The sequence below is a fragment of the Eubacterium sp. 14-2 genome (assembly GCF_000403845.2).
In the GTDB taxonomy this organism is placed as follows: domain Bacteria; phylum Bacillota; class Clostridia; order Lachnospirales; family Lachnospiraceae; genus Petralouisia.
In genome coordinates this window covers 113207-138849 of sequence record NZ_KE159569.1, presented here as the reverse complement: position 1 = coordinate 138849, position 25643 = coordinate 113207, and the positions used below count along the sequence as shown (strand labels likewise).

The following is a 25643-nucleotide window of genomic DNA, read 5'->3' as shown; positions in this document are numbered from 1 at the left end:
ATGGCAGTATTGGAACTTACAGCAGATAATTTTGAAAAGGAAGTATTAAACAGCGATGTACCGGTATTGGTGGATTTCTGGGCTACCTGGTGCGGCCCCTGTCAGATGCAGGGCCCCGTTATCGAACAGGCGGCAGAAGAATTTCCGGAAGTAAAGATGGGCAAGCTGAATGTGGACGAGCAGGGAGAACTGGCCCGGAAGTATGGCGTTATGAGTATTCCCACCCTTATTTTCTTTAAAGAAGGACAGATTGAAAAAAAAGCGGTGGGATTCCATTCTCTGGAAGAAATCAGAAAAATCCTGGGTTGACGGAAAGAAAAATAAATCTTATAATAAAGGACAGTTACAGACGGTAACTGTTCTTTTTTCTTCAGGAAATGCAGGGTGGCCTGCATAATCCCTGTCAGAGATGCAAATCAGCCATGAAAGCATAAAATTTCCGGAAAACAGTTGACAACTTTCAAAAACTATACTATTATGTAATCGAACGAACATAAGTTCGTGAAGAAGGAGAATGAAAATGGCGAAAGAAGATAAAAAAGAGGATAAATTAAAGGCGCTGGACGCTGCGATTGCGAAGATTGAGAAGGATTACGGAAAAGGTTCCATTATGAAGCTGGGGGAATCGGTGGCCAATATGAATGTGGAATCTGTTCCTACCGGATGTCTCAGCCTGGATCTGGCCCTGGGAGTAGGGGGCGTACCAAGAGGAAGAATTATTGAAGTATACGGGCCGGAATCCAGCGGTAAGACAACAGTGGCTTTACATATGGTGGCAGAAGTACAGAAACAGGGGGGCATAGCAGGATTTATTGATGCGGAACATGCGCTGGACCCGGTATATGCGGGAAATATAGGAGTGGATATTGATAACCTGTATATTTCTCAGCCGGATAACGGGGAGCAGGCTCTGGAGATTACAGAGACCATGGTGCGTTCCGGGGCAGTGGATATTGTAATTGTGGACTCCGTGGCTGCTCTGGTGCCCAAGGCTGAAATTGACGGGGATATGGGAGACTCCCATGTGGGCCTGCAGGCCAGGCTGATGTCCCAGGCCCTCCGTAAACTTACGGCCGTTATCAGCAAGTCGAACTGTATTGTCATTTTTATCAATCAGCTCCGTGAGAAGGTAGGCGTAATGTTTGGAAGTCCGGAAACCACCACAGGCGGCCGGGCGCTGAAGTTCTATTCTTCCATTCGTCTGGATGTGAGAAGGGTGGAGGCTTTGAAGCAGGCCGGAGAATTTATCGGCAACCGGACCAGAATCAAGGTGGTAAAGAATAAGGTTGCACCTCCCTTTAAAGAGGCAGAGTTTGATATCATGTTCGGTCAGGGCATATCAAAAGAAGGGGATATTCTGGATATTGCCGTAGACTGTGGAATTATCAACAAATCCGGTGCATGGTTCGCCTATAATGGAGCGAAAATCGGGCAGGGACGGGAAAATGCCAAGCAGTATCTGCGGGAACATGAAGAAGTCTGCCGGGAAGTTGAGATAAAGGTGAGAGAACAGATACTGACCAGGGAAGAAGAACAGGAAGAAAAAGGGGAAAAGGACGAGAAGAAGGCGGGAAAGACAGGAAAGACGGTGAAAGAAGAAAAGCCGGATGGCGCAAAGACAGTGAAGGAAGAAAAGCCGGATGCGGGAAAGGACAGTCAGGATGCAGATCTTGCAGGTAACTGAGCTGGATAAAAAGCGTATACAGGTTGTTCTGGAAGACGGAGTGAATTTTGTACTGTATAAGGGGGAAGGGAAAAGGTATGACATAAGAGAGGAAGCAGAACTTTCCCAGGAGCAGTATGAAGAGATATACCATGAGATTCTGGTGAAAAGAGCCAGAAGAAGAACGCTGCATCTGCTGGAGAAGATGGACCGGACGGAAGCCCAGCTCAGAATGAAACTCCGGCAGGGGCTGTATGGAGAAGAACTGATTGACAATGCCATCGAGTATGTGAAAAGTTTTCACTACCTGGATGACGCCAGATATGCCAGGAACTATGTGCGCAGTCAGAGGGACAGGAAGAGCCGCAGAAAAATCCAGGCAGAGCTGGCAGGGAAGGGCATTGACAGGGAGTTGGTGGAACAGGCGCTGGAAGAAGAATACCGGCAGGAAACAGAACGGGATCTGATTTTAAAATGGGTGGAAAAGAAGCACTATTCCGGTGAACAGGCAGATTTGAAAGAGAAACAGAGGATGTATCAGTTTCTGATGCGTAAAGGTTTTCATTCGGATGACATTTTGCATGTATTAGACTACTTGACATAAGGCCGAAAAAAGTATAAAATCAATATGTTGTAATTCATGTTCATAGATTGCAGAAGATTCCTGTAATTTATTGTATATGACATATTAGAAACGGAAGAAAGTTTACTATATGTACAATGAAAATTTAATAAGGAGGTGCTCCTGTGCCACAAGTTTTAATCGCTGTAGTAGTTACGTTAATTTTTGCAGTACCTGTTACTTACTTTTCGACGATTTCCTACCGTAAGCGTGTAGTAGAGTCCAAAATCGGAAGCGCGGAAGAAAAGGCAAGAGAAATAATAGATGAAGCTGTAAAAACTGCGGAGACCAAAAAGCGTGAATCTTTGCTGGAGATCAAGGAAGAGTCTATTCGGACAAAGAATGACCTTGATAAGGAAATCAAAGAGCGAAGAAATGAGATTCAACGCAACGAGCGGCGGATTATTCAGAAGGAAGAAAATCTGGATAAAAAGTTAGAAGCCATCGAGAAAAAGGAATCGGGGTTTGCAGCAAAGGAAGAAGAAATTAACAGACAGAAAGCAGAAGTTACAAGGCTGCACGAAGAACGCGTACAGGAACTGGAGAGAATCTCTGGATTAACCTCTGAACAGGCGAAAGATTATCTTTTAAAAATGATTGAAGATGATGTGAAGCTTGATACTGCAAAATTAATCAAGGAAATGGAAATCAAGGCAAAAGAAGAAGCAGGTAAGAAGGCGAAGGAATATGTGGTGACAGCCATTCAGAAATGTGCTGCAGACCATGTGGCAGAAACTACGATTTCAGTAGTTCAGCTTCCGAACGATGAGATGAAAGGAAGAATCATCGGCCGGGAAGGAAGAAATATTCGGACGCTGGAGACAATGACAGGCGTGGATCTGATTATTGATGATACGCCGGAGGCAGTCATTCTGTCCGGGTTTGACCCGGTTCGGCGTGAAGTAGCCCGTATTGCTTTGGAAAAACTGATTGTGGATGGACGGATTCATCCTGCGAGAATCGAAGAAATGGTTGAGAAAGCTCAGAAAGAAGTGGAGACCATGATTCGGGAGGAAGGGGAGGCAGCGACACTGGAAGTTGGTGTGCATGGAATTCATCCGGAACTTGTAAGACTTCTCGGAAAGATGAAGTTCCGTACAAGCTACGGACAGAATGCACTGAAGCATTCCATTGAAGTAGCCCAGCTGTCCGGATTGTTGGCAGCAGAAATCGGTGTGGATGTGAGAGTGGCGAAAAGAGCCGGTCTGCTCCATGATATCGGAAAATCTGTTGACCATGAAATGGAAGGTTCACATATTCAGATTGGTGTGGATTTATGTAGAAAATACAAGGAAAGTCCAATCGTGATTAATGCAGTGGAAGCTCACCACGGAGATGTGGAGGCAGAATCTTTGATTGCGTGTCTGGTACAGGCAGCCGATGCGATTTCAGCGGCAAGGCCGGGCGCAAGAAGAGAAACATTGGAAACATATTCAAACAGACTGAAACAGTTAGAAGATATTGCTAATGGTTTTAAAGGTGTTGATAAGTCTTTTGCTATTCAGGCAGGCAGAGAGATTCGGATTATGGTAGTTCCTGATCAGATCAATGATGCGGATATGATTTTGTTAGCGCGTGATATTTCAAGGCAGATTGAAAATGAACTGGAATATCCGGGACAGATTAAAGTCAATGTAATTCGTGAATCCCGTGTAACTGATTACGCGAAATAAAAGCTACACAATGTTCAAAGGCGGACAAACTTACAACAGCCCGACTTTACTGTAAAGGGACAGGCCCCAGGGTTTCCGATTCCGGAAGCCGGAGTGTTTAGCTGTCCGGTAGCTTGAATATACAGACCGTCAACATTTTGTTGGCGGTCTTTTTTGTTCTTCTATAGGAAATTCCTCTGGATTTCCTATAGAAGAACAAAAAAATGATGCGCAGCTCGCGGGGGTGATGTTTATTGCTGCGCAATCCGCTCGCGCGCGGAGAATGCGCATAGTGCATTCTTTTTTATCTTATAGGAAAGACCTTGCCACGTTAAAGTATGAAAGTACCTTCCTATAAGATAAAAGTAACATGCGCACTCGTGCAACAGGTATTAGTCGCTAAAGCGACTGCACTCGGCGCAGCAAACCGTCCAGGTCCCTCATGAATGAGGGATTCAGGGAGCTGATGCGGACCTGTCCGCTTTGTTCTAATGTAAAACGAAACATGCAGTCCTTTTTCATCCGAAAAGGGGAGAATCCTGTTTCTGAAAACTGATATTTCACATACAACCTGACGTTTATCTGAATCGAGGAGGATAATATTTATGAAACAGCCATTGTTAAAAAGAAAGAAAAGGGTACTGGAACATAAGGGAGCAATTCTGGATATATATTCTGATTATATGGAGCTGCCCGACGGCAGAGTGGAAAAATGGGATTATGTGGAGCATCGGAACGGAGCTGCTGCGGTAGTGCCGGTATTGCCTGACGGCAGAATTCTGATGGTTCGCCAGTACCGGAATGCCCTGGAGCGTTTTACCCTGGAAATACCGGCAGGAGCCAGAGATTCCAGAACGGAGCCAACCATAGAATGTGCTGCCAGAGAGCTGGAGGAGGAGACAGGGTATCGCTGCGATAATCTGGAATTTTTGCTGTCTCTTAAGACTACCGTGGCATTCTGTAATGAACTGGTGGATGTCTATGTAGCGGAAAACCTGATACCCTCCAGACAGCATCTGGATGAAGGGGAATTTATAGATCTGGAGCCTCATTTGCTGGAAGAACTGTGTGAGCTGATTTACCAGGGCGTAATACAGGATGGCAAGACAGTGGCGGGAATTATGGCTTATAAAAATAAATACCGAAGGTGAATTTTCATTCTTTCAGGGACTTGCTGTTCTGAAACCGTATATTGCCGATACTTTTTTTCCAGGGACTTGCATAAAATAAGGGTAAGACGGTAAAAAGAATGGAAAGTATATGAAAAAACTGTGGCGTATGTCCTGGCAGCAGAGAGGACTTTCAGAACATGAGTCTCTGTGGATAAAAATCATGAAAATAGCATTGCTGGTGTCTTTTGTGGCGGGGATTTTTGCTGCAAATCTGATGGGGAATGAAACGATTTCCAATGCAGGAGTATTGAATGACTATTTTATTGAAAAGTTCCGTTATGCTCAGGTAAACGGGGAAAATCTTTTTTTCTATATTGTGGGAAGGCGGCTTCCGCTGCTGTTTTTGCTCTTTGTCCTGCTGTTTACCTCTCTTGGAATGGCAGGAGGGATGGCTGTGCTGGGCTGGCAGGGATTTTCCATTGGTTTTATGCTCTCTGCAGGAATTGCGAAGTATGGTGTAAAAGGAATTCTTCTGGTTTTGGGAGGGCTTTTTCCTCAGTATCTTTTTTATATTCCTGTTTATGGGTTCTGTTTCTGTACGGCGGTTTTTGTACGCCGGCGCTTTTACAGAGAAAACGAAGGCGGCCTGCCGGAGCGTAAACTGATGTACGGAATGGTACTGCTGGTTATCGGAGCACTGCTGGCAGTGTTTCTGACAGGGATTTTTCTGGAAAGCTATGTGAATCCCATGATTCTCAGGCAGATTCTGAAAATTTTCTGAAGAAGTTTTACTACATATTGAAGCCCTCAAAAAGGGAAAAACGATATCTTGTACTGCTTCTGAAAAGGGGAAAAAATCCGAAAAAATGGGAATTGATTTTCCGTCAGAATATGATTATAATAGGAAAGCAACTGCCCATAAGAAGCCATAAGACGAGGTAGCAAGGTATGACATGTGAGATTCAAAAATTTGTTCAGTATATGAGAGAGATTCGGAAAACTTCTGACAACACGGTGGTTTCCTATGAGCGTGATTTAAGAAAAATGAATCAGTTTTTTCAGGAGCAGGGCATTGAGCAGGTAAGCCAGATTACTGCTACAGGACTGAATTCCTATATTCTGTTTCAGGAGAAGATGGGGAGAAAGCCTTCTACTGTTTCCAGAAGTGTGACAGCCCTGAAAGCATTTTTTCACTATTTGCAGAAAGAAGGATATATGGAAGAAGATATAGCCGAAGATTTAAAAGCTCCCAAAGTGGAGAAAAAGGCGCCGGCTGTACTGACAAGAGAAGAAACGGTTCGGTTACTGGAAGAAGCAAAGGGAAAAAGCCCCAAGGAACTTCGGGACAGTGCAATGTTAGAACTGCTGTATGCCACCGGGATTCGGGTATCAGAGCTGATATCCCTGAAGGTTACGGATGTAAATATGCAGATGGAATATATTACCTGCCGGGATGGAAGCAGAGAGCGTATTGTTCCTTTTGGAGCAGTGGCAAAACTGGCATTGGAACAATATCTGCAGGAGGGGCGTCCGGCCATGGCGGAAACGGGCGGAACGTATCTGTTTACCAATTGCTCCGGGCAGGCCATGAGCCGTCAGGGGTTCTGGAAGCTGGTGAAGGCATACGGAAGAAAGGCCGGTATTACCGGGGAATTGACACCCCATACCCTGCGTCATTCCTTTGCAGTTCACCTGGTCAGCAATGGCGCTGACCTTCATTCGGTGAAAGAAATGCTGGGGCATTCAGATATTTCAACCACACAGATGTACGCACGTATGACACAGAACCGTGTCCGGGAGGTATATGCCAGGACACATCCCAGAGGATAGAGAAAACAGGAGAACCCCGCAGCAGGCTGACGGGGTTCGATTCTTTTATGGGAAATTTTTTCCCTCAGTTATACATTCATTTCTGCAATCTGATAAATCAGGTCTTCTGATTCTTCCCATCCAAGACAGGGATCTGTAATGGATTTTCCGTAAATATGTTCTCCCACCTTCTGACAGCCGGGTTCAAGGTAGCTTTCAATCATAACGCCTTTCACCATTTTTTTGATTTCAGGAGAGATCCTGCGGTTGTGCATGATTTCTTTAACAATTCGAATCTGCTGCTCATACTGTTTGTTGGAATTGGAGTGGTTGGCGTCAATGATAGCGGCGGGATACAGGAGTTCCATCTGGTCATACATCTGAATCAGTCGCTCCAGATCTTCGTAGTGGTAATTGGGAATGCAGACGCCCCTTTTATTGACAGCTCCCCGCAGGACCACATGGGTGAGGGGGTTTCCGGTGGTGCTTACCTCATAGCCCCGGAATACAAAGTGATGGGGATGCTGGCCGGCATATACGGAATTGAGCATTACGGAAAAATCGCCGCTGGTGGGATTTTTCATGCCGGCAGGTACATCAAAACCGCTGACAGTCAGACGGTGATGCTGGTCTTCCACAGAACGGGCGCCGATAGCCACATAGGACAGCAGATCTTCCACATATGGCCAGTTTTCCGGATAGAGCATTTCATCTGCGGAGGAAAGGCCGCTTTCTTCCAATGCGCGGATATGCATTTTACGCATGGCAATCAGGCCGGCAAGCATATCCGGTCTTTTTTCCGGGTCCGGCTGGTGAGCGATTCCCTTATAGCCTTCTCCGGTGGTTCGGGGCTTGTTGGTGTAAATCCGGGGGACAATAACAAGCCGGTCTGCCACTTTTTCCTGTACCCGGCCAAGACGACTGATATAGTCGCAGACAGAATCTTCATTATCGGCGGAACATGGCCCGATTATCACCAGAAATTTATCAGATTCTCCGGTGATAATATCACGAACCATCCGGTCACGGTTCTGCTTTGCCTCAGCGGCCCGTTGGGATAAAGCGTATTCCTGTTTGATTTCTTCGGGAGCCGGAAGCTCTTTTAAAAATGTAAAACTCATAGGTGTACTCTCCTTTATCATGTTTTTGATGTTATGGTTCCTGGGAAAAATATTTTTCCTTAATTAATTCCACCGGCATTTTCTGTCCGGTCCAGCACTGAAATGATTCAGCTCCCTGATACAGCAGCATGTACAGGCCGTTCAGGCAGGTACAGCCCTGTGCTCTGGCCTGTTTGAGCAACAGTGTTTCTCTGGGATTGTAAATGATATCTGATACGATTAAATCCCTGCGGAGCATGGAAGCATCCGGAATGGGACTGGAAGTACAGTCCGGGGCCATGCCCACGCTGGTGGCATTGGTAAGAATGGCGCTTTCAGAAATGCTTTCTGCCAGCAGGTAATCCCTGCCGATATCCCTGAGCCGGATGGTACAGCCTGTTTCGGCTGCTGTCCGGGAGCAGAATTCTTCTGTTTTGTCCCAGGAGTCGTTTTTTCGTTTGAACATGTCAATGGCAGACACGCCATCCAGCGCTGCCTGTACACAGATGGCGGTGGCAGCGCCTCCTGCGCCCAGCAAAGTCATTTTTTTCCCGATTATATTGTGGCCTTCATCAGAAATGGAACGCATATAGCCTGCACCGTCTGTGGTGTGGCCCGTAAGGCGGTGATTTTTTACGATTACTGTGTTGACTGCACCGGCCAGACGGGCTGCCGGAGTCAGTTCGTCTAACAGAGGCAGAATATGTACTTTTAATGGCATGGTCAGATTAAACCCGCAGATTCCTGCTGCGTTCAGTCCCTCGACGGTGGTTTTCAAATCTTCCGGTTTTACGTCAAAGGCAAGATATACATAATCAAGGCCAAGCTGCCGGAAGGCTTCATTGTGCATCTGGGGAGAAATGCTGTGGGCCACCGGGCTGCCCAGAAGGGCGGTCAGTTTTGTGGCTCCTGTTATTTCATAATTCATATTCATGGTATCACCTGTTATTTCATATTAAAAAGGTTCGGACAGTTGAACTGTAACATTAAGTATCTTAATGGATAATAAAAAATATGTCAATGACTTGCACCTTTTGTTTTTGTGGGGTATACTTAGGTTCGGAGTAATCAGAAAGAGGAGCCGGTTATGAGAAAACAGCAGGAAAGCAGGAAGAAAAAGGAGATTTCCCCCAAAGGAAGGCCTCTGGTCTGCATCCCCATTGTGGAACAGAGCAGAGAAGAGATTCTGGCGTCAGCCAGGATGATTGGAGAAAAAGGCGCAGACATGGTGGAATGGCGTCTGGACTGGTACGAAAAAGCAGTTCTGGACTGGCATGAGGCAGAAGGGATTCTCAGGGAACTTTCTGAAATCTGCGGGGATATGATTCTGGTATGTACTTTCCGCAGTAAAAAACAGGGCGGACAGATGGAACTTACAGAAGAAGAATATATCCGTCTGCTGTATCAGATTGGAAAGAGCGGTTATGGAGATGTGCTGGATGTGGAAACAGCTGAACTGTCTGCTCCGGAGGAGGTCATCCGGGAGCTTCACAGGTTTTCCGTCCGTGTCCTGGCGTCTCAGCATTATTTTTTTCATACGCCGGGAACAGAGGAAATGGAACGGGAGCTGTATGCCATGAAAGAGCTGGGAGCCGATGGGGCCAAGCTGGCGGTAATGCCCCGGAAGAATACGGACGTATTACATTTAATGGAAGCAACCATGCATGTGAAGGAACGATATCCCTCTTATCCTCTGATAACCATGGCCATGGGGAAGGAAGGAATTCTCTCCCGGATTGGAGGACAGATAAGTGGTTCCTGTGTTACCTTTGGAACCCTGGGGAAAACCTCTGCACCTGGTCAGATTCCTCTGGAAGACCTGACCGCGATACTTGACAAAATAGCAGAAAATCTGGAGTGAAAGCATGAAAGGGAATATATATATCATCGGATTTATGGGTACGGGAAAAACCACTGTTTCCCGTTTGCTGGCAGAACAGACAGGGTTTGAACTGGTAGATACGGACCAGGAGATTGCAGGACAGCAGAAAAAATCCATAAATGAAATATTTGAATCCCAGGGGGAAGGATATTTCCGCAATCTGGAAACAGAACTGCTGAGAGAACTTGGAACAGTGAGAGGAAAAATCGTATCCTGCGGAGGCGGAATGGTACTTCGGGAGGAAAATGTCCGGTTAATGAAAGAAAGTGGTGTTGTTGTGCTGCTGACTGCCTGCTCCCGTACCATATTTTCCAGAGTATGCCAGGGAACAGACCGTCCGGTGCTGAATAAAAATATGAGTGTGGAATATGTGGAAGAGCTGCTTGAGAAAAGAAGACCTTATTATGAAAGGGCAGGAGAGGTAATAATAACCACAGACGACAGGACTCCGGAGGAGATTTCCGGGGAAATTAATAAAATTTTGAAAAATGGAAAAATTTCTTTTGATTTTTGAGAAAAAGTGTGTTACAATATCAGAGTTCCGAAAAATAACTGAAAAGCACCCATAGTTTAACGGATAAAATACCAGATTCCGGTTCTGGGGCTGGGGGTTCGATTCCCTCTGGGTGCACTGAAACTTTTAGTCGCTGCATTTTGTGATTCCTACAGAATGCAGCCGAATCATATAGATAAGAAATAAAGGAGCAGATATGAGCGATTTTTTAAATAAAGATGGTAATGAACAGTCCGAAAACGGAGTTGAAAATAAAAGTGATTTTCTGAAAAAAAATGGCAAACTGATTTCCGTGGGAGCAGTGGTAATTGCACTGGGTGTAGTAGTAGGAGTCACAATGCTGAACGGGAACAAAGGAAAAGAAAGAAAGGAAGAGCCTGCGAAGGTACAGCAGGAGGAAGTAGAGAAGACTCCGGAAGGAGAGGAAGAAAAAACAGACGAGTATACAGTGGACGTGCAGCCGGAAGTAAAAGAGCTGGTGTCCACTTATTACAATGCCTATGCGGCAGGAGATATTGAACAGCTTCAGTCTGTCACACAGAATCTTTCCGATATGGAAAAAAGCTATATTAAAATGATGAATGAGTATGTGGAAAGCTACAGTGAGATTACCTGTTACAGCAAAGAGGGACTGGATGAAGGTTCCAATATGGTATCTGTTACCTTTAATATGAATTTCCATAACGTAGAGGGCGGACTTCCCGGTATGGATTTCTTCTATATCAGAACCGGTGAGGATGGCAGACGTTACATTGACAGCCGGTACTGTTCTTTCAACCGTCAGATGGAGGAACAGGAGACAGAAAGTGAAATTGATGCGTTAATCAGTGAATTTGAGAGCGGAGCAGATGTACAGAAGCTCCGTACAGAATTCCAGGGCAAGTATGATGCAGCCATAGAGGCAGATGAAAATCTGAAGACAATGGCAGGAACAGTTTCAGAAGCAATCAAAGGATGGAAAGATTCCTATAACCCGGATGAAAACCAGACAGAGGTTGCAACGGAAGAAAATAATGAGCAGCCGGAAGGGGAAACACCGGCGGAAGCTGACGGTACAGATCAGGAAAATGCACCTGCAGAGAGCCAGCCGGAAGAAACACCGGAAGCGCCTCAGGAAGATACCCAGGAGCCGGAAGCTCCTCAGGAGGATAGCACACCTGAGATTAATTATGTGCCGGAGGGAACGGTTCTTACTGCCAACAACAGTTACAATGTCCGTGTGTCCATGAATGAGTCTGCTGAACTGGTTGGAACCACAGCTATTGGTGACAGTATCAAAGTAATTCTGAGTTATGCGGAAGGCTGGACCAAGGTGGAATGGAATGAAAAGACCGGATATATCCGAACAGATTTGCTGTTGAATAATTAAATGTTCATGTCCGGCAGGGTCGGCGATTTTCAATCACCAACTATACAGAAAACAGAGAGAATTGCCTGAAAGGGTAATTCTCTTTTTTACCTTACAGGAAATTCCTTTGGATGTCCTGTAAGGTAAAAAAGAATTATCGCACTGCGGCGGAAAAGAATGGTGTCGCAAAGGAACCCGCCGCAGGCGGAGAATCCTGCAAAGCAGGATTTTTTTCTCATAACTTCTCATAACAAAATAAAACCCTGTATAAAAAAAGCAAAATGTTTCAATCTAATAGGAAAAGCAGCGTAACAGAAGATATCAGGCTGTTACAGCGGACCAGGAGGAAACTATGCGTAATTATCAGGAGATAAATGTTTTGAAAGAGACCAGAAAGAATGCGGCCATGGCCATAAACGCCATTGATGTACTGATGGGAAAAATTTACAATCAGGAGTTTGCCTATGAGCTGACATCCCAGAGAAACCGTTTTCAGGATTTTGAGAGGAAAGCGGAGGCGGGATTATGGGAACACGGACTGACGCCCCGGGAGTCCGGTCTGGAAAAAGCAATGCTGTGGGGCGCCATACAGGCCAATACCATGCTGAATATCAGCACGCCTCATGTGGCAGACATGATGATACAGGGGAATACAAGAGGAATTGCAGAATTGCTGAAAGTGAAACATAACAATAAAAATACCGGAAGTTTTGCCAATGAACTGGCCGAAGAACTGATGGATTTTGAGGAAGCAAATATAGAGCGGTTAAAAAGATTTTTATAAAGGTGTGGGGATTATCAATGTCAGAACCAGTCAGAATTAATAAATATCTCAGTGAGGCGGGAATCTGTTCCAGAAGAGAGGCAGACCGTCAGATAGAAAAAGGGAATGTTACCATCAACGGCAGAACAGCTGTAATGGGCGATAAAGTCTGTCCGGGAGACCAGGTCATGTACGGAACCCGTAAGGTATCCGCGGAAGAAGAGCCGGTGCTCCTGGCGGTGAACAAGCCCGGCGGGATTGTGTGTACTTCGGAAAAACGGGAAAAAGATAACATTGTGGACTATGTGGGTTATCCCACCCGGATTTATCCCATCGGCAGACTGGATAAGAATTCCCATGGTCTGATTCTGATGACAAATCAGGGAGAACTGGCCGATGCAATTATGCGGGGCAGGAATTTCCATGAAAAAGAATATATTGTGAAAGTGAACCGGGAAGTTACAGATGATTTTATCCGGAAAATGTCTCAGGGCGTTTTTCTGAAAGAACTTGATACCACCACAAGGCCCTGTCAGGTGGAAAAGGTGGGAAAGCGGACCTTTCGGATTATTCTGACTCAGGGACTGAACAGGCAGATACGCAGAATGTGTGAAAAGTTTCAGTATCGGGTTGTGGACCTGAAACGGGTACGGATTATGAACATTCGGCTGGGAGATTTGAAGGAAGGGGCTTACCGGGCCGTTACCGGAGAAGAATGGGAGAAATTGCAGGAACTGGCTTTTTACGGAAAAGCGGAACATGGCCAGGGGCTGTCGGGGTGATACCTGCTTACAGGGCGGCGATATGGAATTTATAGGGACAGTATCTCAGGAAAAACAGGGAAAGGACAGGGAAAGATGGAGAGAACACAGGCAGAAATAAAAGTACAGGAACTCCGAAAATGTCTGGAATATCACAGCAACCGTTATTATAATATGGACAGTCCGGAAATCACTGACCAGGAATATGACAATATGATGCGGGAACTGAGAGGGCTGGAACAGGAATTTCCGGATCTGGTTACCAAAGATTCTCCCACCCAGAAAGTAGGAGGGACTGCAAAACGGGAAGCAGGGGTACTGGTGAAACACAATGTACCTATGTTGAGTCTGCAGGATGTATTTTCCAGAGAAGAAGTGGAAGAATTTGTGGGAGAAATGCAGGAGCAGCTGGAAAATCCGGAATTTGTGGTGGAGTATAAAATTGACGGTCTTTCCATGGCGCTGCGCTATGAAGAAGGGATATTAAAGCTGGCGGTAACCAGAGGAGACGGCATCAATTTCGGAGAAGATGTGACAGTCAATGCCGGAGTCATTTCCGATGTGAAGAAAAAATTAAAGGTTCCCGTGGAATATCTGGAAATCCGGGGCGAAGTATATATGAAAAATGCGGCTTTTGAGAAAGTCAATGAAATGCAGGAACTGAACGGAAAGAAGCCCTTTGCCAATCCCAGAAACTGTGCGGCAGGTACATTGCGCCAGTTAGACAGCAAGGTTACCAGAGAACGGGGCCTGTCCATGTTTGTGTTTAATATTCAGCAAATCCGGGGCATGGAGCTTACCACCCACACCCAGGGATACGAATATCTGAAACAGAACAAAATTCCGGTAATAGACGACTATCGTGTCTGCCGGACGAAGGAAGAAGTCTGGGAAGCCATCTGTGCAATTGGAGAAAACCGGGGAAATCTGGGATATGATATTGACGGAGCTGTGGTGAAATTAAATTCTCTGGCAGGCAGGGAGAAGCTGGGAGCCACCTCCAAAGTGCCCCGCTGGGCCGTTGCCTACAAGTATCCTCCGGAGGAAAAAGAAACGACGCTTCTTAATGTGGAGCTGTCTGTGGGACGCACCGGAAGAATCACTCCCACCGGGATTTTTGAACCGGTGCGGCTGTGCGGAACTACGGTATCCCGTGCCACCCTTCACAATCAGGACTTTATTGATGAACTGGATATCCGGATTGGAGACCGGATTCTGGTATATAAATCCGGAGAAATTATTCCGAAAGTCCGGAAGGTGCTGAAAGAAAAACGGCCTCAGAATACGGAGCCTTATCGTCTGCCGGAAGTCTGTCCCGTATGCGGAGCAAAAACTCAGCGGGAAAAAGATACGGCAGACATAAAATGTACGTCTCCTAACTGTCCGGCCCAGCTTGAGCGGCGTATTATCAATTTTGTGGGCAGAGACGCCATGGACATTAAGGGATTCGGAACGGTATATGTGGAAGAACTGGTGCGTCTTGGATACCTGAAAGATGTGGCAGATATTTATACCTTAAAAGAACACAGGGAAGAACTGATTGAACAGGGAATTATCGGAAAAGAAAAAAATACGGACAAGCTGCTGGACGCCATTGAAAAATCCAAAAAAAATGAGGCGTATCAGCTTCTGACCGGATTCGGTATTCCAAATGTGGGAAAAGCCGCGGCAAAATCTATTTTAAAGGAATTTAAGAGCATTCAGGAACTTGGCAAAGCAGATAAAGAATCCCTGCAGCAGGTGAATGATATCGGAGAAGTGAGTGCAAACTGTATTCTGGATTTTTTCAGGGATGAAACAAACCGCCGGATTACAGAACGGATGGAACAGTATGGGGTAAATATGGAATCAGGCCAGCAGACAACAGGCAGCCGGTTCCAGGGCATGACCTTTGTGGTTACAGGCACCCTGCCCGGCCTTGAGCGGAAAGAAGCCGCAGCCCTGATTGAACAGCAGGGCGGAAAAGTATCAGGCTCTGTTTCCGGAAAGACCAGCATGGTGCTGGCCGGAGAAAAGGCAGGAAGCAAGCTGACAAAAGCTCAGGAGCTGGGGATAAAAGTCATATCAGAAGAAGAATTTCTTGCCATGTTGTCAGAATAATTCAGGGAATACAAAAAAGGGACAATACAGAAAGAAGGAAAAATTATGCCAATCAAAGTGCAAAGCGACCTGCCGGCAAAAGAAACACTGGAGCGGGAAAATGTTTTTACCATGGATGAAAACCGGGCCATTCATCAGGATATCCGTCCCATTGAAGTGGGAATCCTGAATTTAATGCCCTTAAAAGAAGAGACAGAACTGCAGATTCTGAGGGAACTTTCCAATACGCCTCTGCAGGTGGACGTAACCTTTGTAATGACGGGAAGCCATGAATCCCGCAATACTTCCAGCAGCCATCTGAATAAATTTTATCATACCTTTGAAGAAATCCGGGAACGGAAATTTGACGGATTTATCATTACCGGTGCGCCGGTGGAGCAGATTGAGTATGAAGACGTGGACTACTGGGAAGAATTTAAGAGAATCTGTGCCTGGACGGAAACCAACGTAACATCTACCATGCACCTGTGCTGGGGAGCCCAGGCCGGCCTTTATTATCACTACGGCATTCAGAAAGAAATGCTGAAACAGAAAATGTTCGGCCTTTTTGAGCATAAGGTGCGGAACCGGAAAATTCCTCTGGTCAGAGGATTTGATGATTATTTTCTGGCGCCCCATTCCAGACATACCCAGGTGCGCCGGGAAGACATTGAAAAAGAGCCTGACCTTACCATTCTGGCAGAATCGGAAGAAGCAGGCGTCTTCCTGATTATGGATACCACAGGAAAGAAAGTATTTGTAATGGGACATCCGGAGTACGACAGAATCACCCTCCATACAGAGTACATACGGGACAGAGACAAAGGACTGGATATTCAGGTTCCCAGGAATTACTACAGGGGAGACGACTGTACCATACGACCCAGTCTCCAGTGGCGGGCCCATGCCAACACCCTGTATACCAACTGGCTGAATTATTATGTCTACCAGGCAACACCTTATGAGTATACTTCAGTGCCCGAAAGTATTAAGAAAGAATAAAAGAGGCAGAATATCTTTGCAAAACAGGGAAACTCTGCTATAATAAAAAAATGAATAAGTTTAGGAGGCGTGAATGATGGCTGAAGACAGAAAGGCATATATGATAAAAGACGATAATCTGGGCGAGGTGCGTATTGCAGACGAAGTAGTTGCAATTATTGCAGGACTGGCAGCCACTGAGGTGGAAGGCGTAAGTTCCATGGCCGGAAATATTACCAATGAGCTGGTAAGCAAACTGGGCATGAAGAACCTCTCCAGAGGTATTAAGGTGGAAGTAAAAGAAAATGTGGTGAAAGTGGATGTTGCACTGAATATCCGGTTTGGATATGCTATTCCGGAAGTTTCCACCAAGGTTCAGGAGCGGGTGAAATCTGCGGTTGAGAATATGACGGGACTGGAAGTGAGTCATGTAAATGTGCGCATTGCCAGTGTCAATATGGAAAAACAGAAACAGTAAAAGGGCAGCGGGAACCCTCCGGGGTTCCTGCATGAAAAGTGAAGGAAGACATATAATATCATAAGGGTGTCATTAGACACCCTTTTCGTGGGTACAGCCCTGAAGAAACCGTCAGTCTGCCATCTGGCAGCGGCGGCAGGTTTTGTGAAAGGAAGCATATGAGCCGAAGAGAGATAAGAGAGCAGATATTTAAGCTGTTGTTCCGGGCAGAATTTTATGAAGCGGAAGAACTGCCGGAGCAGTTACAGTTGTTTTTGGAAGAACCGGACAGAAAAGAAGAAAAAGATACTCTTTACATTCAGGATAAATTTGAACAGATTCTGGCTCATTTATCCCGGATTGATGAGATGATCAATGAAGTGGCCCAGGGCTGGAAAACCAGCCGCATGGGAAAAGTGGATCTGACCTTAATCCGCCTTGCGGTGTATGAGATGAAATATGAGGAGGATGTTCCTGTGGGAGTGGCGATCAACGAAGCTGTGGAGCTGGCCAAAAGCTACGGCACCGATGATTCAGCTTCCTTTGTCAATGGAATTCTTGCAAAATTAGTATGACGAAACATGTGTATACCGTAGGACAGGTGAACGCCTACATCAAAAATATGTTCGACCAGGATTTTATGCTGAACCGGATTTATGTGAAAGGGGAAGTTTCCAACTGCAAATATCACACGTCAGGGCATATTTATTTTACCCTGAAAGACCATACGGGAGCCATCAACGGGGTACTGTTTGCCGGAAACCGGAAAGGCCTTGGGTTTACCATGAAAAACGGGGACAATGTGATTGCGCTGGGGTCTGTTTCTGTTTACGAGCGGGACGGAAAATATCAGCTTTACGCACGGGAAATCCTGCCGGATGGAGAGGGACTGCTGTACCGGCGTTTTGAACAGCTCAAACAGGAACTGGAGGAAATGGGCATGTTTGCTCCGGAGTATAAGCAGCCCATTCCAAAGTATATCCGGACTTTGGGAATTGTGACAGCGCCCACCGGAGCGGCCATTCGGGATATTCAGAATATCAGCAGCCGGAGGAATCCCTGTGTACAGACCATTCTCTATCCGGCACAGGTGCAGGGAGAGGGAGCAGCTGCCAGTATTGTAAAGGGCATCCATGCACTGGAACAGCTGGGAGTGGATGTGATTATTGCAGGCAGAGGCGGCGGCTCCATGGAAGATTTGTGGGCTTTCAATGAAGAGATTGTGGCAAGGGCCATATTTGAATGTACCGTTCCTGTTATTTCGGCAGTGGGACATGAGACAGATACCACCATTGCAGATTATGCGGCGGATTTGCGCGCACCCACGCCCTCGGCAGCGGCGGAGCTGGCTGTTTACGATATCCGCGAGCTAGAAGGGATGATGCTGTCTCTGCGGCTGGAGCTGAACCGGGGAATTACAGACAGGCTGGAACGGACGAAGGAGCGTCTGAGACAGTATGAAAACAGAATCCGTCTGCTGAGTCCCCAGAGACGTCTGAATGAAAAGCGGCAGACAGCGGCAGACCTGGAGGACAGGCTCCGCATGAGAATGGAGCATGTTCTGATGCAGAAAAAACATGAACTGGAGCTTTCGGCGGAACGTCTGGAAGCACTGTCTCCGGTGAAAAAATTAAGCCAGGGTTATTCTTTTGTGGCGGATGAAACAGGCCGGGGAATTTCTGATGCAGGCAGGCTGAATCCAGGGGATATGCTGCATATTCACATGCTGAACGGAAAGGCAACAGCAAAAGTAATGGAAATTGAACGGGAGGGCATATGAGCAGGACAGAGAAAAAAGAAACATCCCTGGAAGAAACTTTTCAGGAACTGGAACAGATCATAGAAAAAATGCAGGACCGGGAAGTGACGCTGGAGGAATCTTTTGCTCTCTATGAGCAGGGTATCCATAAACTGCGGTACTGCAATGAAAAAATAGATTATGTGGAAAAGAAAATGCTTGTCCTGGATGAACAGGGAGAGCTGAGGCCTCTGGACGGGCCTGGGCAGGAGACAGGCAGTACACAGGAACTGTGAAAGAAAGCACAGACGGCCATGAAACCTGTTTCAGGACGGGAAGGCTGTGGCGGAAGGATTTTCAGAAAGGACAGGACAGATATGGATATAAAAGCAGAAATTGCAGTCCGGACGGAACAGATTGAAACTGTAATCAGAGCGTATCTTCCCAAAGAGGAAGGTCTGCAGAAAACGGTGATATCAGCCATGAATTACAGCGTGCTGGCAGGCGGAAAACGACTGCGTCCCATGCTGATGCAGGAAACATACCGGATGTTCGGCGGCAGGTCCAAAGTGGTTGAGCCTTTTATGGCGGCAATAGAGATGATACATACCTACTCTCTGGTACATGATGATCTGCCTGCCATGGATAACGACGAATACCGGCGCGGGAAAAAGACCACCCATGCGCAGTTTGGGGAAGCCATGGGAATTCTGGCCGGCGACGGGCTTTTGAACTATGCCTTTGAAACTGCCGGGAAAGCCTTTGACACAGAGCCGGGAAATGCCCGTATCGGCAAGGCTTTTCAGGTTCTGGCCAAAAAATCCGGTATTCACGGAATGCTGGGCGGCCAGTGCGTGGATGTGGAAGCGGAGGGCAGGCCTGTGACAGAAGAAATGCTGCAGTTTATATACCGGCTGAAAACCGGAGCTCTGCTGGAAAGCTCCATGCAGATCGGGGCCATACTGGCCGGAGCCACCGGAAGCGAGCAGCGGCAGGTGGAGCAGGCAGCCGCAGAACTGGGCCTTGCTTTTCAGATACAGGACGATATTCTGGACGTGACCAGTACCACGGAGATTCTGGGCAAGCCCACAGGCAGCGACGAAAAGAATCATAAGACGACTTATGTGACGCTTTGGGGGATTGAGAAAGCGAAAGAGGAGGTAGAAAGGCTTTCCAGACACAGTGTGGAATTAATCAGTACACTGGTGGTGAAAAATGAATTTCTGACCAGTCTGATGCTGGAACTGATACAACGGGAAAAATGACCTGGGATACAGGCAGTGAGCAACAATACAGGAGAAGGAAGGGGATTATCTATGGTATTGGAGAAAATAGAGGAACCCAACGATATAAAGAAACTGGAGGAATCAGAACTGCCGGTACTGGCAGAGGAAATCAGAGAATTTCTGATTCAACAGGTTGCGGAGCACGGCGGCCATCTGGCATCCAATCTTGGGGTGGTGGAGCTTACGATGGCCCTTCATCTTTTTTTCCGGTTGCCAGAGGACAAAATAATCTGGGATGTGGGGCATCAATCCTATACTCATAAGCTGCTGACAGGTCGAAAAGAGGGGTTTGACAGCCTGCGGCAGTTTGGCGGCATGAGCGGATTTCCCAAACGGAAAGAGAGCAGATGCGACAGCTTTGATACCGGACACAGTTCCACTTCCATTTCAGCAGGACTGGGCTACGCAGCGGCAAAAGAGCTGACCGGAGACAGTTATCGTGTCATTTCCGTTATCGGAGACGGAGCTCTGACCGGAGGAATGGCCTATGAAGCCTTAAATAATGCTTCGCGGCTAAAGACAAATTTCATCATTGTGCTGAACGATAACAAAATGTCCATATCAGAAAATGTGGGAGGCCTTTCCAGACATCTCAGCAATCTGCGCACTGCGGACGCCTATCAGGGACTGAAAAACGGAGTAACCAATTCCCTGAACAAAATACCTGTGTACGGAGAGCGCATGGTGGAACAGATTCGCAGGACCAAAAGCGGAATCAAGCAGCTTCTGATACCGGGAATGCTGTTTGAAAATATGGGAATCACTTATCTGGGACCGGTGGACGGACATGACATTGGCGGAATGCTGCGGGTATTTCGGGACGCTTCCAGGGTAGACGGAGCTGTGGTGGTTCATGTGCTTACCCAGAAAGGGAAAGGATACGTTCCGGCAGAACGCCATCCGGCAAGATTTCATGGGACGGAGCCCTTCCATATTGAGACTGGGCTGCCCCTGAAAAAAAGAACCAGAGCCAACTATACGGACATTTTTTCCACGGTTATGCGTAAACTGGGAGAACGCGATGAGAAAGTGACTGCCATTACAGCGGCCATGGAAGACGGAACGGGACTGAAACGGTTTCACAACCTGTTTCCGGAGCGTTTTTTTGATGTGGGAATTGCAGAAGAACATGCGGTGACTTTCGGGGCAGGGCTGGCAGCAGCCGGGATGAAACCCGTGGTGGCAGTGTATTCTTCTTTTCTGCAGAGAGCCTATGACCAGATACTCCATGATGTGTGCATTCAGGATTTGCCGGTGACTTTTGCCATAGACCGGGCAGGGCTTGTGGGCAGTGACGGAGAAACCCATCAGGGAATTTTTGATTTGTCCTGGCTTTCATCCATTCCAAATATGAGTATCATGGCACCCAAAAACAAATGGGAACTTTCGGATATGGTGAAATTTGCAGTCAATTACGGACATCCCATTGCCATCCGTTATCCCAGAGGCGAAGCCTGGGCAGAGATGAAAGAATACCGGGCCGAAATTGTCCGGGGAAAAAGCGAAGTGATTTATGAAGAAAACCAGATTGCACTGCTGGCGGTGGGAAGTATGGTAAAAACAGCCTGTCAGGTACGGGAAAACCTGAAAAACCAGGGGTATGGGTGTACGCTGGTGAATGTGCGTTTTGTAAAACCTCTGGACACGGAGCTTTTGGACAGGCTGGCAGCATCCCACCGCCTGCTGGTGACCATGGAAGAAAACGTTCTGAGCGGAGGCTTTGGGGAACATGCGGCCCATTATCTGCAAACAGAAAGAGGGCCGGAGCATTTGCCGAAAATCCTGAACATTGCCATAAAGGATGTATATGTGGAACATGGAAATGTGGAACTTCTGCGGCAGGAACTGGGCATTGACGCTGATTCAGTTACCGGAAGAATCATTGCACAGGCAGAAAGGCTGTAACGGGAAAGAGAGAAGATAAGTATGAAAGAGAGACTGGATTTACTGCTGGTACAGCGCGGACTTGCACCCTCCAGAGAAAAGGCCAGGGCCATGATAATGGAAGGAAACGTATTTGTGGCAGGCCAGAGAGAAGACAAAGCAGGCACTTCATTTGATGTAAAAACAGAAATTGAAGTGCGGGGAAACACTCTGAAATATGTAAGCCGGGGCGGGCTGAAGCTGGAAAAGGCCATGCAGCAGTTTCAAATCAGCCTCACAGATAAAATCTGTATGGATATCGGAGCATCCACCGGCGGATTTACAGACTGTATGCTGCAGAACGGGGCCGCAAAAGTGTATGCGGTGGACGTGGGATATGGACAGTTTGCCTGGAAACTGCGGCAGGATGCGCGGGTGGTCTGTATGGAAAAAACAAATATCCGCTATGTGACGCCGGAGGATATCGAAGATATACTGGATTTTGCGTCAGTAGATGTTTCGTTTATTTCTCTTACCAAAGTCCTTCCTCCGGTCAGGGAGCTGCTGAGAGACCAGGGAGAACTGGTATGCCTGATTAAACCGCAGTTTGAAGCAGGAAGAGAAAAAGTCGGGAAAAAGGGCGTGGTCCGGGACCCGAAGGTGCAGGAAGAAGTGATTGAAAAAGTTCTGGCAGCAGCAGAAGAGCTGGGATTCGGAATTCGAAATCTGGATTTTTCTCCCATCAAGGGGCCGGAAGGAAATATCGAATATCTGGTACATATGCAGAAAGGTCTGAAAAATCAGGAGGCGTCGGTGGATGGGGCCGCTGTGGTGGCACAGGCCCACAAAACACTGGACGAAAAGGTATGAAATATTTTTATGTGATTGCAAACTCCGGAAAGGACGTACAGCTGAAACTGACAAAGGAAATATGCAGTTTTGTTACGGAGCATGGAGGGGTCTGCGGATATCAGGCAAATCAGGGGCCGGACGGAGACAGGTTTGACAGGGAGCAGATTCCGGAAGAAACGGAGTGTATTCTTGTGGTGGGAGGAGACGGCACGCTGCTGGGGGCGGCCAGAACCATGGCAGACCGGAAGATTCCTCTGATTGGGGTCAATACCGGCCATGTGGGTTACCTCTGTGAGCTGGAGGCAGAAACGGTAATTCCCGGTGTGGAGCACCTTCTGACGGAAGGGACTTACACGGTGGAACAGCGTATGCTGCTGACCGGCCGCTGTATGACGGAAGCAGGAGAAAGCGGAGAGCGGCGGGCGTTGAACGATATTGTCATTCACCGCACCGGCAGGCTCCAGGTGGTGGATCTGATTATTTCCGTCAATGGGGAATACCTGAATACTTACAGTGCGGATGGTATGATTATAGCCACCCCCACCGGTTCCACAGCCTACAGTATGTCGGCGGGAGGCCCTATTGTGGATCCCAAAGCCAGTCTTCTGCTGATTACGCCCATCAGTCCCCATTCCCTGAATGCCAAAAGTATTGTGTTAGACGGGGAAGATGAAATTACCATTCAGGTAGCAAACAGAAACGAGGAACAGAAGGAAAGCCTGGAAGTCAGTTTTGACGGGGAACCTGTGGGGACCCTCCGGGCCGGAGAGAAAATTGTAATAAAAAAGGCTCAGGCCTGCACCAGAATACTGAAGCTGAGTCAGCTCAGTTTTCTGGAACGTCTTCGGAAAAAATTGCAGGGGTATACCTGACAGGAGGGAGCCATGAAGTCGAAACGCCAGGCAAAAATTCTGGAAATCATTTCAAAATATAATATTAAGACACAGGAAGAACTTTCCGAACATCTGGAGCAGGAAGGATTTCATGTGACCCAGGCCACTGTGTCCAGGGACATCCGGGAACTGAAGCTGACCAGAGTGGCAGGGGGAGCAGGACAGCAGAAATACATTTCCCTGCAGGAACAGCATGTGGATTTAAGTGAGAAATATACCAGAATATTCCGGGAAGGATTTGTGTCCATGGATATGGCCCAGAATATTCTGGTGATAAAAACGGTTTCCGGTATGGCAATGGCGGTTGCGGCGGCTCTGGATGCCATGGACTGTCATGAAATTGTGGGCAGCATTGCAGGAGATGATACCATAATGTGTGCGGTGCGCACTTTAGAGGATACGGAGTCTTTGATGAAGCGTCTGCGGAAAATTACGGAGAGTTAAAAGGAGAAAGGGATATGTTGGTAAGTCTGCATGTGAAAAATCTGGCCCTGATGGAGGAAGCAGAGGTGGAATTTGGAAATGGACTGAATATTCTTTCCGGGGAAACAGGAGCCGGAAAGTCCATTATTATCGGTTCCATTAACTTGGCCCTGGGAGAAAAGGTGCCGAAGGAAATGCTGCGGGAGCAGGCAGAATATGCCCTGGTGGAACTGATTTTCCGGGTGGAAAATGAAGAACAGAGAAAATTACTGGAAGACATGGATATTTTTCCGGAAAATGAAGAAATTATTATGTCAAGGAAAATCACGGCTTCCCGAAGCGTGGGGAAAATCAACTCGGAAACGGTCTCTGCCTCCCGCATGAAACAGGCGGCAGCTCTTCTGATAGATATTCACGGACAGCATGAGCACCAGTCTCTGCTTCAGAAGAAAAAGCATCTGGAAATCCTGGATGAATATGGAAAAGAACAGTTGGCTGCAAAAAAGCGGCTCCTGAAACAGCGCTATCAGGAATATCAGAAACTGCAGGAAGAAAGACAGCAGGCTCTTTCCGAGGGAGAAGGGAGGGAGCGTGAGCTTTCATTTCTGGAATATGAAATTCAGGAAATTGAGGATGCGGCTCTGGTACCGGGAGAGGATGAAGAACTGGAACTGTCCTATCGCAAAATGGCCAATAACCGAAAAATTATGGAAGCGGCAGGAGCTGCCTATGAGATGACAGGCGGCAGCGGAAGTGCCACAGAACAGCTTGGCCGGGCGCTGCGGGAGCTGCAGACCGTGGCGGACTTTGATCCTCATCTGGAAGGACTCCGGGGACAGCTGGAAGAGGTGGACAGTCTGCTGAATGATTTTAACCGGGAGCTGTCCGGCTACATTTCCGAGGAGGAATTTGACGGAGAAACTTTTGCACAGGTGGAAAGCCGTCTGGATGAAATCAACCGTCTGAAAGATAAATTCGGTGGAAGCATAGAAGCGGTTCTGCAGGCAAAAGAGGAAAAAAAGCAAAGGTACAGCCGGCTGAAAGATCATGAAGCATATCTGGCCGGACTGGAGGAACGTCTGGAGAAAGCAGAAGGGGCTTTGAAGAAAATTTCGGCGGAAGTGTCAAAAATCCGCAAAAAGTCTGCAAAAAAACTTGTAAAACAGGTAAAGGAGGCGCTGGTGGAACTGAATTTCCTGGATGTGGAATTTACCATGGAATTTCAGGAAACCAAAAGCTATACCTCAAATGGGACAGACGATGCGGAATTTCTGATTTCCACCAATCCGGGAGAGCCTGTAAAGCCTCTGGGCAGGGTGGCTTCCGGCGGAGAGCTGAGCCGTATCATGCTGGCCATTAAGACCATTCTGGCGGAAAGCGACAGAATTGAGACGCTGATTTTTGATGAGATAGATACAGGAATCAGCGGAAGGACAGCCCAGATGGTGGCGGAGAAAATGAATGTAATCGGAAAAAATCATCAGGTCATCTGTATCACACATCTGCCTCAGATTGCGGCCATGGCAGATTATCATTTTCTGATACGAAAAGATGTGATAAATCATGTGACAGTTTCCAATATTTCCCTGCTGGATGAAAAAGAGAGCGTTACGGAGCTGGGACGTATGCTCGGCGGCGTGAAAATTACCGATAAAGTGATGGAAAGTGCCGGAGAAATGAAGGAGCTTGCCCGGAAAGTTAAAAATTCCCGGATTCAGGAGGGAAGCTGAGTAAAAGTGAAAAATCACATGTAAGAAAATTTTATCCGGAAAGTTAAAAAATCCCAGATTTAAAACAGCAGAATTTCACATACTAAAAAAGGATTTCAATTTGAATAAAATTGAA

General features: G+C 47.0%; 26 protein-coding genes and 1 tRNA gene. 25 read left to right on the top strand and 2 right to left on the bottom strand.

The genetic code is table 11. The features are described 5' to 3' along the window. From trxA to xerD, 7 genes are all read left to right on the top strand, one after another. On the top strand, positions 1-309 hold the full coding sequence (gene trxA / locus C805_RS24525) for a thioredoxin (protein ID WP_016216760.1): 309 nt from the start codon (positions 1-3) through the stop codon (positions 307-309). A gap of 211 nt (positions 310-520) precedes the next feature. After that, positions 521-1684 (top strand): recombinase RecA, encoded by a 1164-nt coding sequence (gene recA / locus C805_RS24520; RefSeq protein WP_016216759.1) that lies wholly within the window; start codon positions 521-523, stop codon positions 1682-1684. Further along, the gene (locus C805_RS24515; RefSeq protein ID WP_196811108.1) at positions 1671-2267 is read left to right on the top strand and encodes a regulatory protein RecX; all 597 of its coding nucleotides are present in this window, start codon (positions 1671-1673) and stop codon (positions 2265-2267) included. The genes recA and C805_RS24515 overlap by 14 nt, the downstream gene beginning before the upstream one ends. 179 nt (positions 2268-2446) lie before the next feature. Continuing rightward, positions 2447-3958: a ribonuclease Y gene (gene rny / locus C805_RS24510; protein WP_371197687.1), complete on the top strand. Its 1512-nt coding sequence runs from the start codon at positions 2447-2449 to the stop codon at positions 3956-3958. A gap of 584 nt (positions 3959-4542) precedes the next feature. Then, the gene (locus tag C805_RS24505) at positions 4543-5088 is read left to right on the top strand and encodes an NUDIX hydrolase (protein WP_016216756.1); all 546 of its coding nucleotides are present in this window, start codon (positions 4543-4545) and stop codon (positions 5086-5088) included. Positions 5089-5197: 109 nt separating this feature from the next. Beyond that, the gene (locus C805_RS24500; RefSeq protein WP_016216755.1) at positions 5198-5830 is read left to right on the top strand and encodes a stage II sporulation protein M; all 633 of its coding nucleotides are present in this window, start codon (positions 5198-5200) and stop codon (positions 5828-5830) included. Positions 5831-5997: 167 nt separating this feature from the next. Continuing rightward, positions 5998-6879 (top strand): site-specific tyrosine recombinase XerD, encoded by an 882-nt coding sequence (gene xerD, locus C805_RS24495; RefSeq protein ID WP_016216754.1) that lies wholly within the window; start codon positions 5998-6000, stop codon positions 6877-6879. A 68-nt stretch (positions 6880-6947) separates the two neighbouring features. Here the strand turns inward: xerD and C805_RS24490 are convergent, their stop codons facing one another. Continuing rightward, positions 6948-7979, bottom strand: coding sequence for a 3-deoxy-7-phosphoheptulonate synthase (locus tag C805_RS24490; protein ID WP_016216753.1), 1032 nt, complete (start codon positions 7977-7979; stop codon positions 6948-6950). Positions 7980-8010: 31 nt separating this feature from the next. Beyond that, entirely contained in the window at positions 8011-8886 is an 876-nt protein-coding gene (gene aroE, locus C805_RS24485; RefSeq protein ID WP_031201918.1) for a shikimate dehydrogenase, read from the bottom strand. 159 nt (positions 8887-9045) lie between these two features. Here aroE and aroD point away from each other — a divergent pair, with 159 nt between their 5' ends. The 18 genes from aroD to recN all read left to right on the top strand — a co-directional run bounded on the left by aroD (position 9046) and on the right by recN (position 25528). Beyond that, complete coding sequence (aroD, locus tag C805_RS24480; RefSeq protein WP_016216751.1) at positions 9046-9819, top strand: type I 3-dehydroquinate dehydratase; 774 nt, start codon at positions 9046-9048, stop codon at positions 9817-9819. Positions 9820-9823: 4 nt separating this feature from the next. Beyond that, positions 9824-10354 (top strand): shikimate kinase, encoded by a 531-nt coding sequence (locus tag C805_RS24475; RefSeq protein WP_016216750.1) that lies wholly within the window; start codon positions 9824-9826, stop codon positions 10352-10354. A gap of 45 nt (positions 10355-10399) precedes the next feature. Beyond that, positions 10400-10471: transfer RNA gene (locus tag C805_RS24470), tRNA-Arg, on the top strand. Positions 10472-10550: 79 nt separating this feature from the next. After that, positions 10551-11723, top strand: coding sequence for an SH3 domain-containing protein (locus C805_RS24465; protein WP_016216749.1), 1173 nt, complete (start codon positions 10551-10553; stop codon positions 11721-11723). A 331-nt stretch (positions 11724-12054) separates the two neighbouring features. Next, positions 12055-12486, top strand: a complete 432-nt coding sequence (locus tag C805_RS24460) for a hypothetical protein (protein WP_016216748.1) — start codon at positions 12055-12057, stop codon at positions 12484-12486. A gap of 17 nt (positions 12487-12503) precedes the next feature. After that, positions 12504-13247 carry a pseudouridine synthase gene (locus tag C805_RS24455; RefSeq protein ID WP_016216747.1) on the top strand — a complete coding sequence of 248 codons (744 nt, stop codon included), beginning with the start codon at positions 12504-12506 and terminating at the stop codon, positions 13245-13247. Between the two features lie 75 nt (positions 13248-13322). Then, on the top strand, positions 13323-15326 hold the full coding sequence (gene ligA, locus C805_RS24450; RefSeq protein ID WP_016216746.1) for an NAD-dependent DNA ligase LigA: 2004 nt from the start codon (positions 13323-13325) through the stop codon (positions 15324-15326). A 45-nt stretch (positions 15327-15371) separates the two neighbouring features. After that, positions 15372-16307: a homoserine O-acetyltransferase MetA gene (gene metA, locus C805_RS24445; RefSeq protein WP_016216745.1), complete on the top strand. Its 936-nt coding sequence runs from the start codon at positions 15372-15374 to the stop codon at positions 16305-16307. A 76-nt stretch (positions 16308-16383) separates the two neighbouring features. Next, on the top strand, positions 16384-16764 hold the full coding sequence (locus tag C805_RS24440; protein ID WP_031201913.1) for an Asp23/Gls24 family envelope stress response protein: 381 nt from the start codon (positions 16384-16386) through the stop codon (positions 16762-16764). Positions 16765-16922: 158 nt separating this feature from the next. Further along, on the top strand, positions 16923-17318 hold the full coding sequence (nusB, locus tag C805_RS24435) for a transcription antitermination factor NusB (RefSeq protein ID WP_016216743.1): 396 nt from the start codon (positions 16923-16925) through the stop codon (positions 17316-17318). Continuing rightward, positions 17315-18523: an exodeoxyribonuclease VII large subunit gene (gene xseA / locus C805_RS24430; protein WP_016216742.1), complete on the top strand. Its 1209-nt coding sequence runs from the start codon at positions 17315-17317 to the stop codon at positions 18521-18523. Before nusB ends, xseA begins: the two co-directional genes overlap by 4 nt. Then, positions 18520-18777 carry an exodeoxyribonuclease VII small subunit gene (gene xseB, locus C805_RS24425; RefSeq protein ID WP_016216741.1) on the top strand — a complete coding sequence of 86 codons (258 nt, stop codon included), beginning with the start codon at positions 18520-18522 and terminating at the stop codon, positions 18775-18777. The genes xseA and xseB overlap by 4 nt, the downstream gene beginning before the upstream one ends. An 81-nt stretch (positions 18778-18858) precedes the next feature. Continuing rightward, entirely contained in the window at positions 18859-19746 is an 888-nt protein-coding gene (locus C805_RS24420; protein ID WP_016216740.1) for a polyprenyl synthetase family protein, read from the top strand. A 51-nt stretch (positions 19747-19797) separates the two neighbouring features. Continuing rightward, entirely contained in the window at positions 19798-21672 is a 1875-nt protein-coding gene (dxs, locus tag C805_RS24415) for a 1-deoxy-D-xylulose-5-phosphate synthase (RefSeq protein ID WP_016216739.1), read from the top strand. A 21-nt stretch (positions 21673-21693) separates the two neighbouring features. Further along, positions 21694-22500: a TlyA family RNA methyltransferase gene (locus tag C805_RS24410; RefSeq protein ID WP_016216738.1), complete on the top strand. Its 807-nt coding sequence runs from the start codon at positions 21694-21696 to the stop codon at positions 22498-22500. Next, on the top strand, positions 22497-23354 hold the full coding sequence (locus tag C805_RS24405) for an NAD(+)/NADH kinase (protein WP_016216737.1): 858 nt from the start codon (positions 22497-22499) through the stop codon (positions 23352-23354). Before C805_RS24410 ends, C805_RS24405 begins: the two co-directional genes overlap by 4 nt. Before the next feature lie 12 nt (positions 23355-23366). Further along, positions 23367-23819 carry an arginine repressor gene (gene argR, locus C805_RS24400; RefSeq protein ID WP_016216736.1) on the top strand — a complete coding sequence of 151 codons (453 nt, stop codon included), beginning with the start codon at positions 23367-23369 and terminating at the stop codon, positions 23817-23819. A 14-nt stretch (positions 23820-23833) separates the two neighbouring features. After that, on the top strand, positions 23834-25528 hold the full coding sequence (recN, locus tag C805_RS24395; RefSeq protein WP_016216735.1) for a DNA repair protein RecN: 1695 nt from the start codon (positions 23834-23836) through the stop codon (positions 25526-25528). Positions 25529-25643 lie beyond the last annotated feature (115 nt).

Coding starts and splice junctions, on each gene's coding strand:
- C805_RS24475 (WP_016216750.1), top strand. CDS start 9,824: ATGAAAGGGAATATATATATCATCGGATTTATGGGTACGGGAAAAACC.
- trxA (WP_016216760.1), top strand. CDS start 1: ATGGCAGTATTGGAACTTACAGCAGATAATTTTGAAAAGGAAGTATTA.
- dxs (WP_016216739.1), top strand. CDS start 19,798: ATGGTATTGGAGAAAATAGAGGAACCCAACGATATAAAGAAACTGGAG.
- aroD (WP_016216751.1), top strand. CDS start 9,046: ATGAGAAAACAGCAGGAAAGCAGGAAGAAAAAGGAGATTTCCCCCAAA.
- C805_RS24490 (WP_016216753.1), bottom strand. CDS start 7,979: ATGAGTTTTACATTTTTAAAAGAGCTTCCGGCTCCCGAAGAAATCAAA.
- C805_RS24500 (WP_016216755.1), top strand. CDS start 5,198: ATGAAAAAACTGTGGCGTATGTCCTGGCAGCAGAGAGGACTTTCAGAA.
- argR (WP_016216736.1), top strand. CDS start 23,367: ATGAAGTCGAAACGCCAGGCAAAAATTCTGGAAATCATTTCAAAATAT.
- C805_RS24420 (WP_016216740.1), top strand. CDS start 18,859: ATGGATATAAAAGCAGAAATTGCAGTCCGGACGGAACAGATTGAAACT.
- xseA (WP_016216742.1), top strand. CDS start 17,315: ATGACGAAACATGTGTATACCGTAGGACAGGTGAACGCCTACATCAAA.
- C805_RS24460 (WP_016216748.1), top strand. CDS start 12,055: ATGCGTAATTATCAGGAGATAAATGTTTTGAAAGAGACCAGAAAGAAT.
- xseB (WP_016216741.1), top strand. CDS start 18,520: ATGAGCAGGACAGAGAAAAAAGAAACATCCCTGGAAGAAACTTTTCAG.
- C805_RS24455 (WP_016216747.1), top strand. CDS start 12,504: ATGTCAGAACCAGTCAGAATTAATAAATATCTCAGTGAGGCGGGAATC.
- ligA (WP_016216746.1), top strand. CDS start 13,323: ATGGAGAGAACACAGGCAGAAATAAAAGTACAGGAACTCCGAAAATGT.
- C805_RS24465 (WP_016216749.1), top strand. CDS start 10,551: ATGAGCGATTTTTTAAATAAAGATGGTAATGAACAGTCCGAAAACGGA.
- nusB (WP_016216743.1), top strand. CDS start 16,923: ATGAGCCGAAGAGAGATAAGAGAGCAGATATTTAAGCTGTTGTTCCGG.
- recA (WP_016216759.1), top strand. CDS start 521: ATGGCGAAAGAAGATAAAAAAGAGGATAAATTAAAGGCGCTGGACGCT.
- metA (WP_016216745.1), top strand. CDS start 15,372: ATGCCAATCAAAGTGCAAAGCGACCTGCCGGCAAAAGAAACACTGGAG.
- C805_RS24410 (WP_016216738.1), top strand. CDS start 21,694: ATGAAAGAGAGACTGGATTTACTGCTGGTACAGCGCGGACTTGCACCC.
- C805_RS24405 (WP_016216737.1), top strand. CDS start 22,497: ATGAAATATTTTTATGTGATTGCAAACTCCGGAAAGGACGTACAGCTG.
- C805_RS24440 (WP_031201913.1), top strand. CDS start 16,384: ATGGCTGAAGACAGAAAGGCATATATGATAAAAGACGATAATCTGGGC.
- C805_RS24505 (WP_016216756.1), top strand. CDS start 4,543: ATGAAACAGCCATTGTTAAAAAGAAAGAAAAGGGTACTGGAACATAAG.
- xerD (WP_016216754.1), top strand. CDS start 5,998: ATGACATGTGAGATTCAAAAATTTGTTCAGTATATGAGAGAGATTCGG.
- recN (WP_016216735.1), top strand. CDS start 23,834: ATGTTGGTAAGTCTGCATGTGAAAAATCTGGCCCTGATGGAGGAAGCA.
- aroE (WP_031201918.1), bottom strand. CDS start 8,886: ATGAATTATGAAATAACAGGAGCCACAAAACTGACCGCCCTTCTGGGC.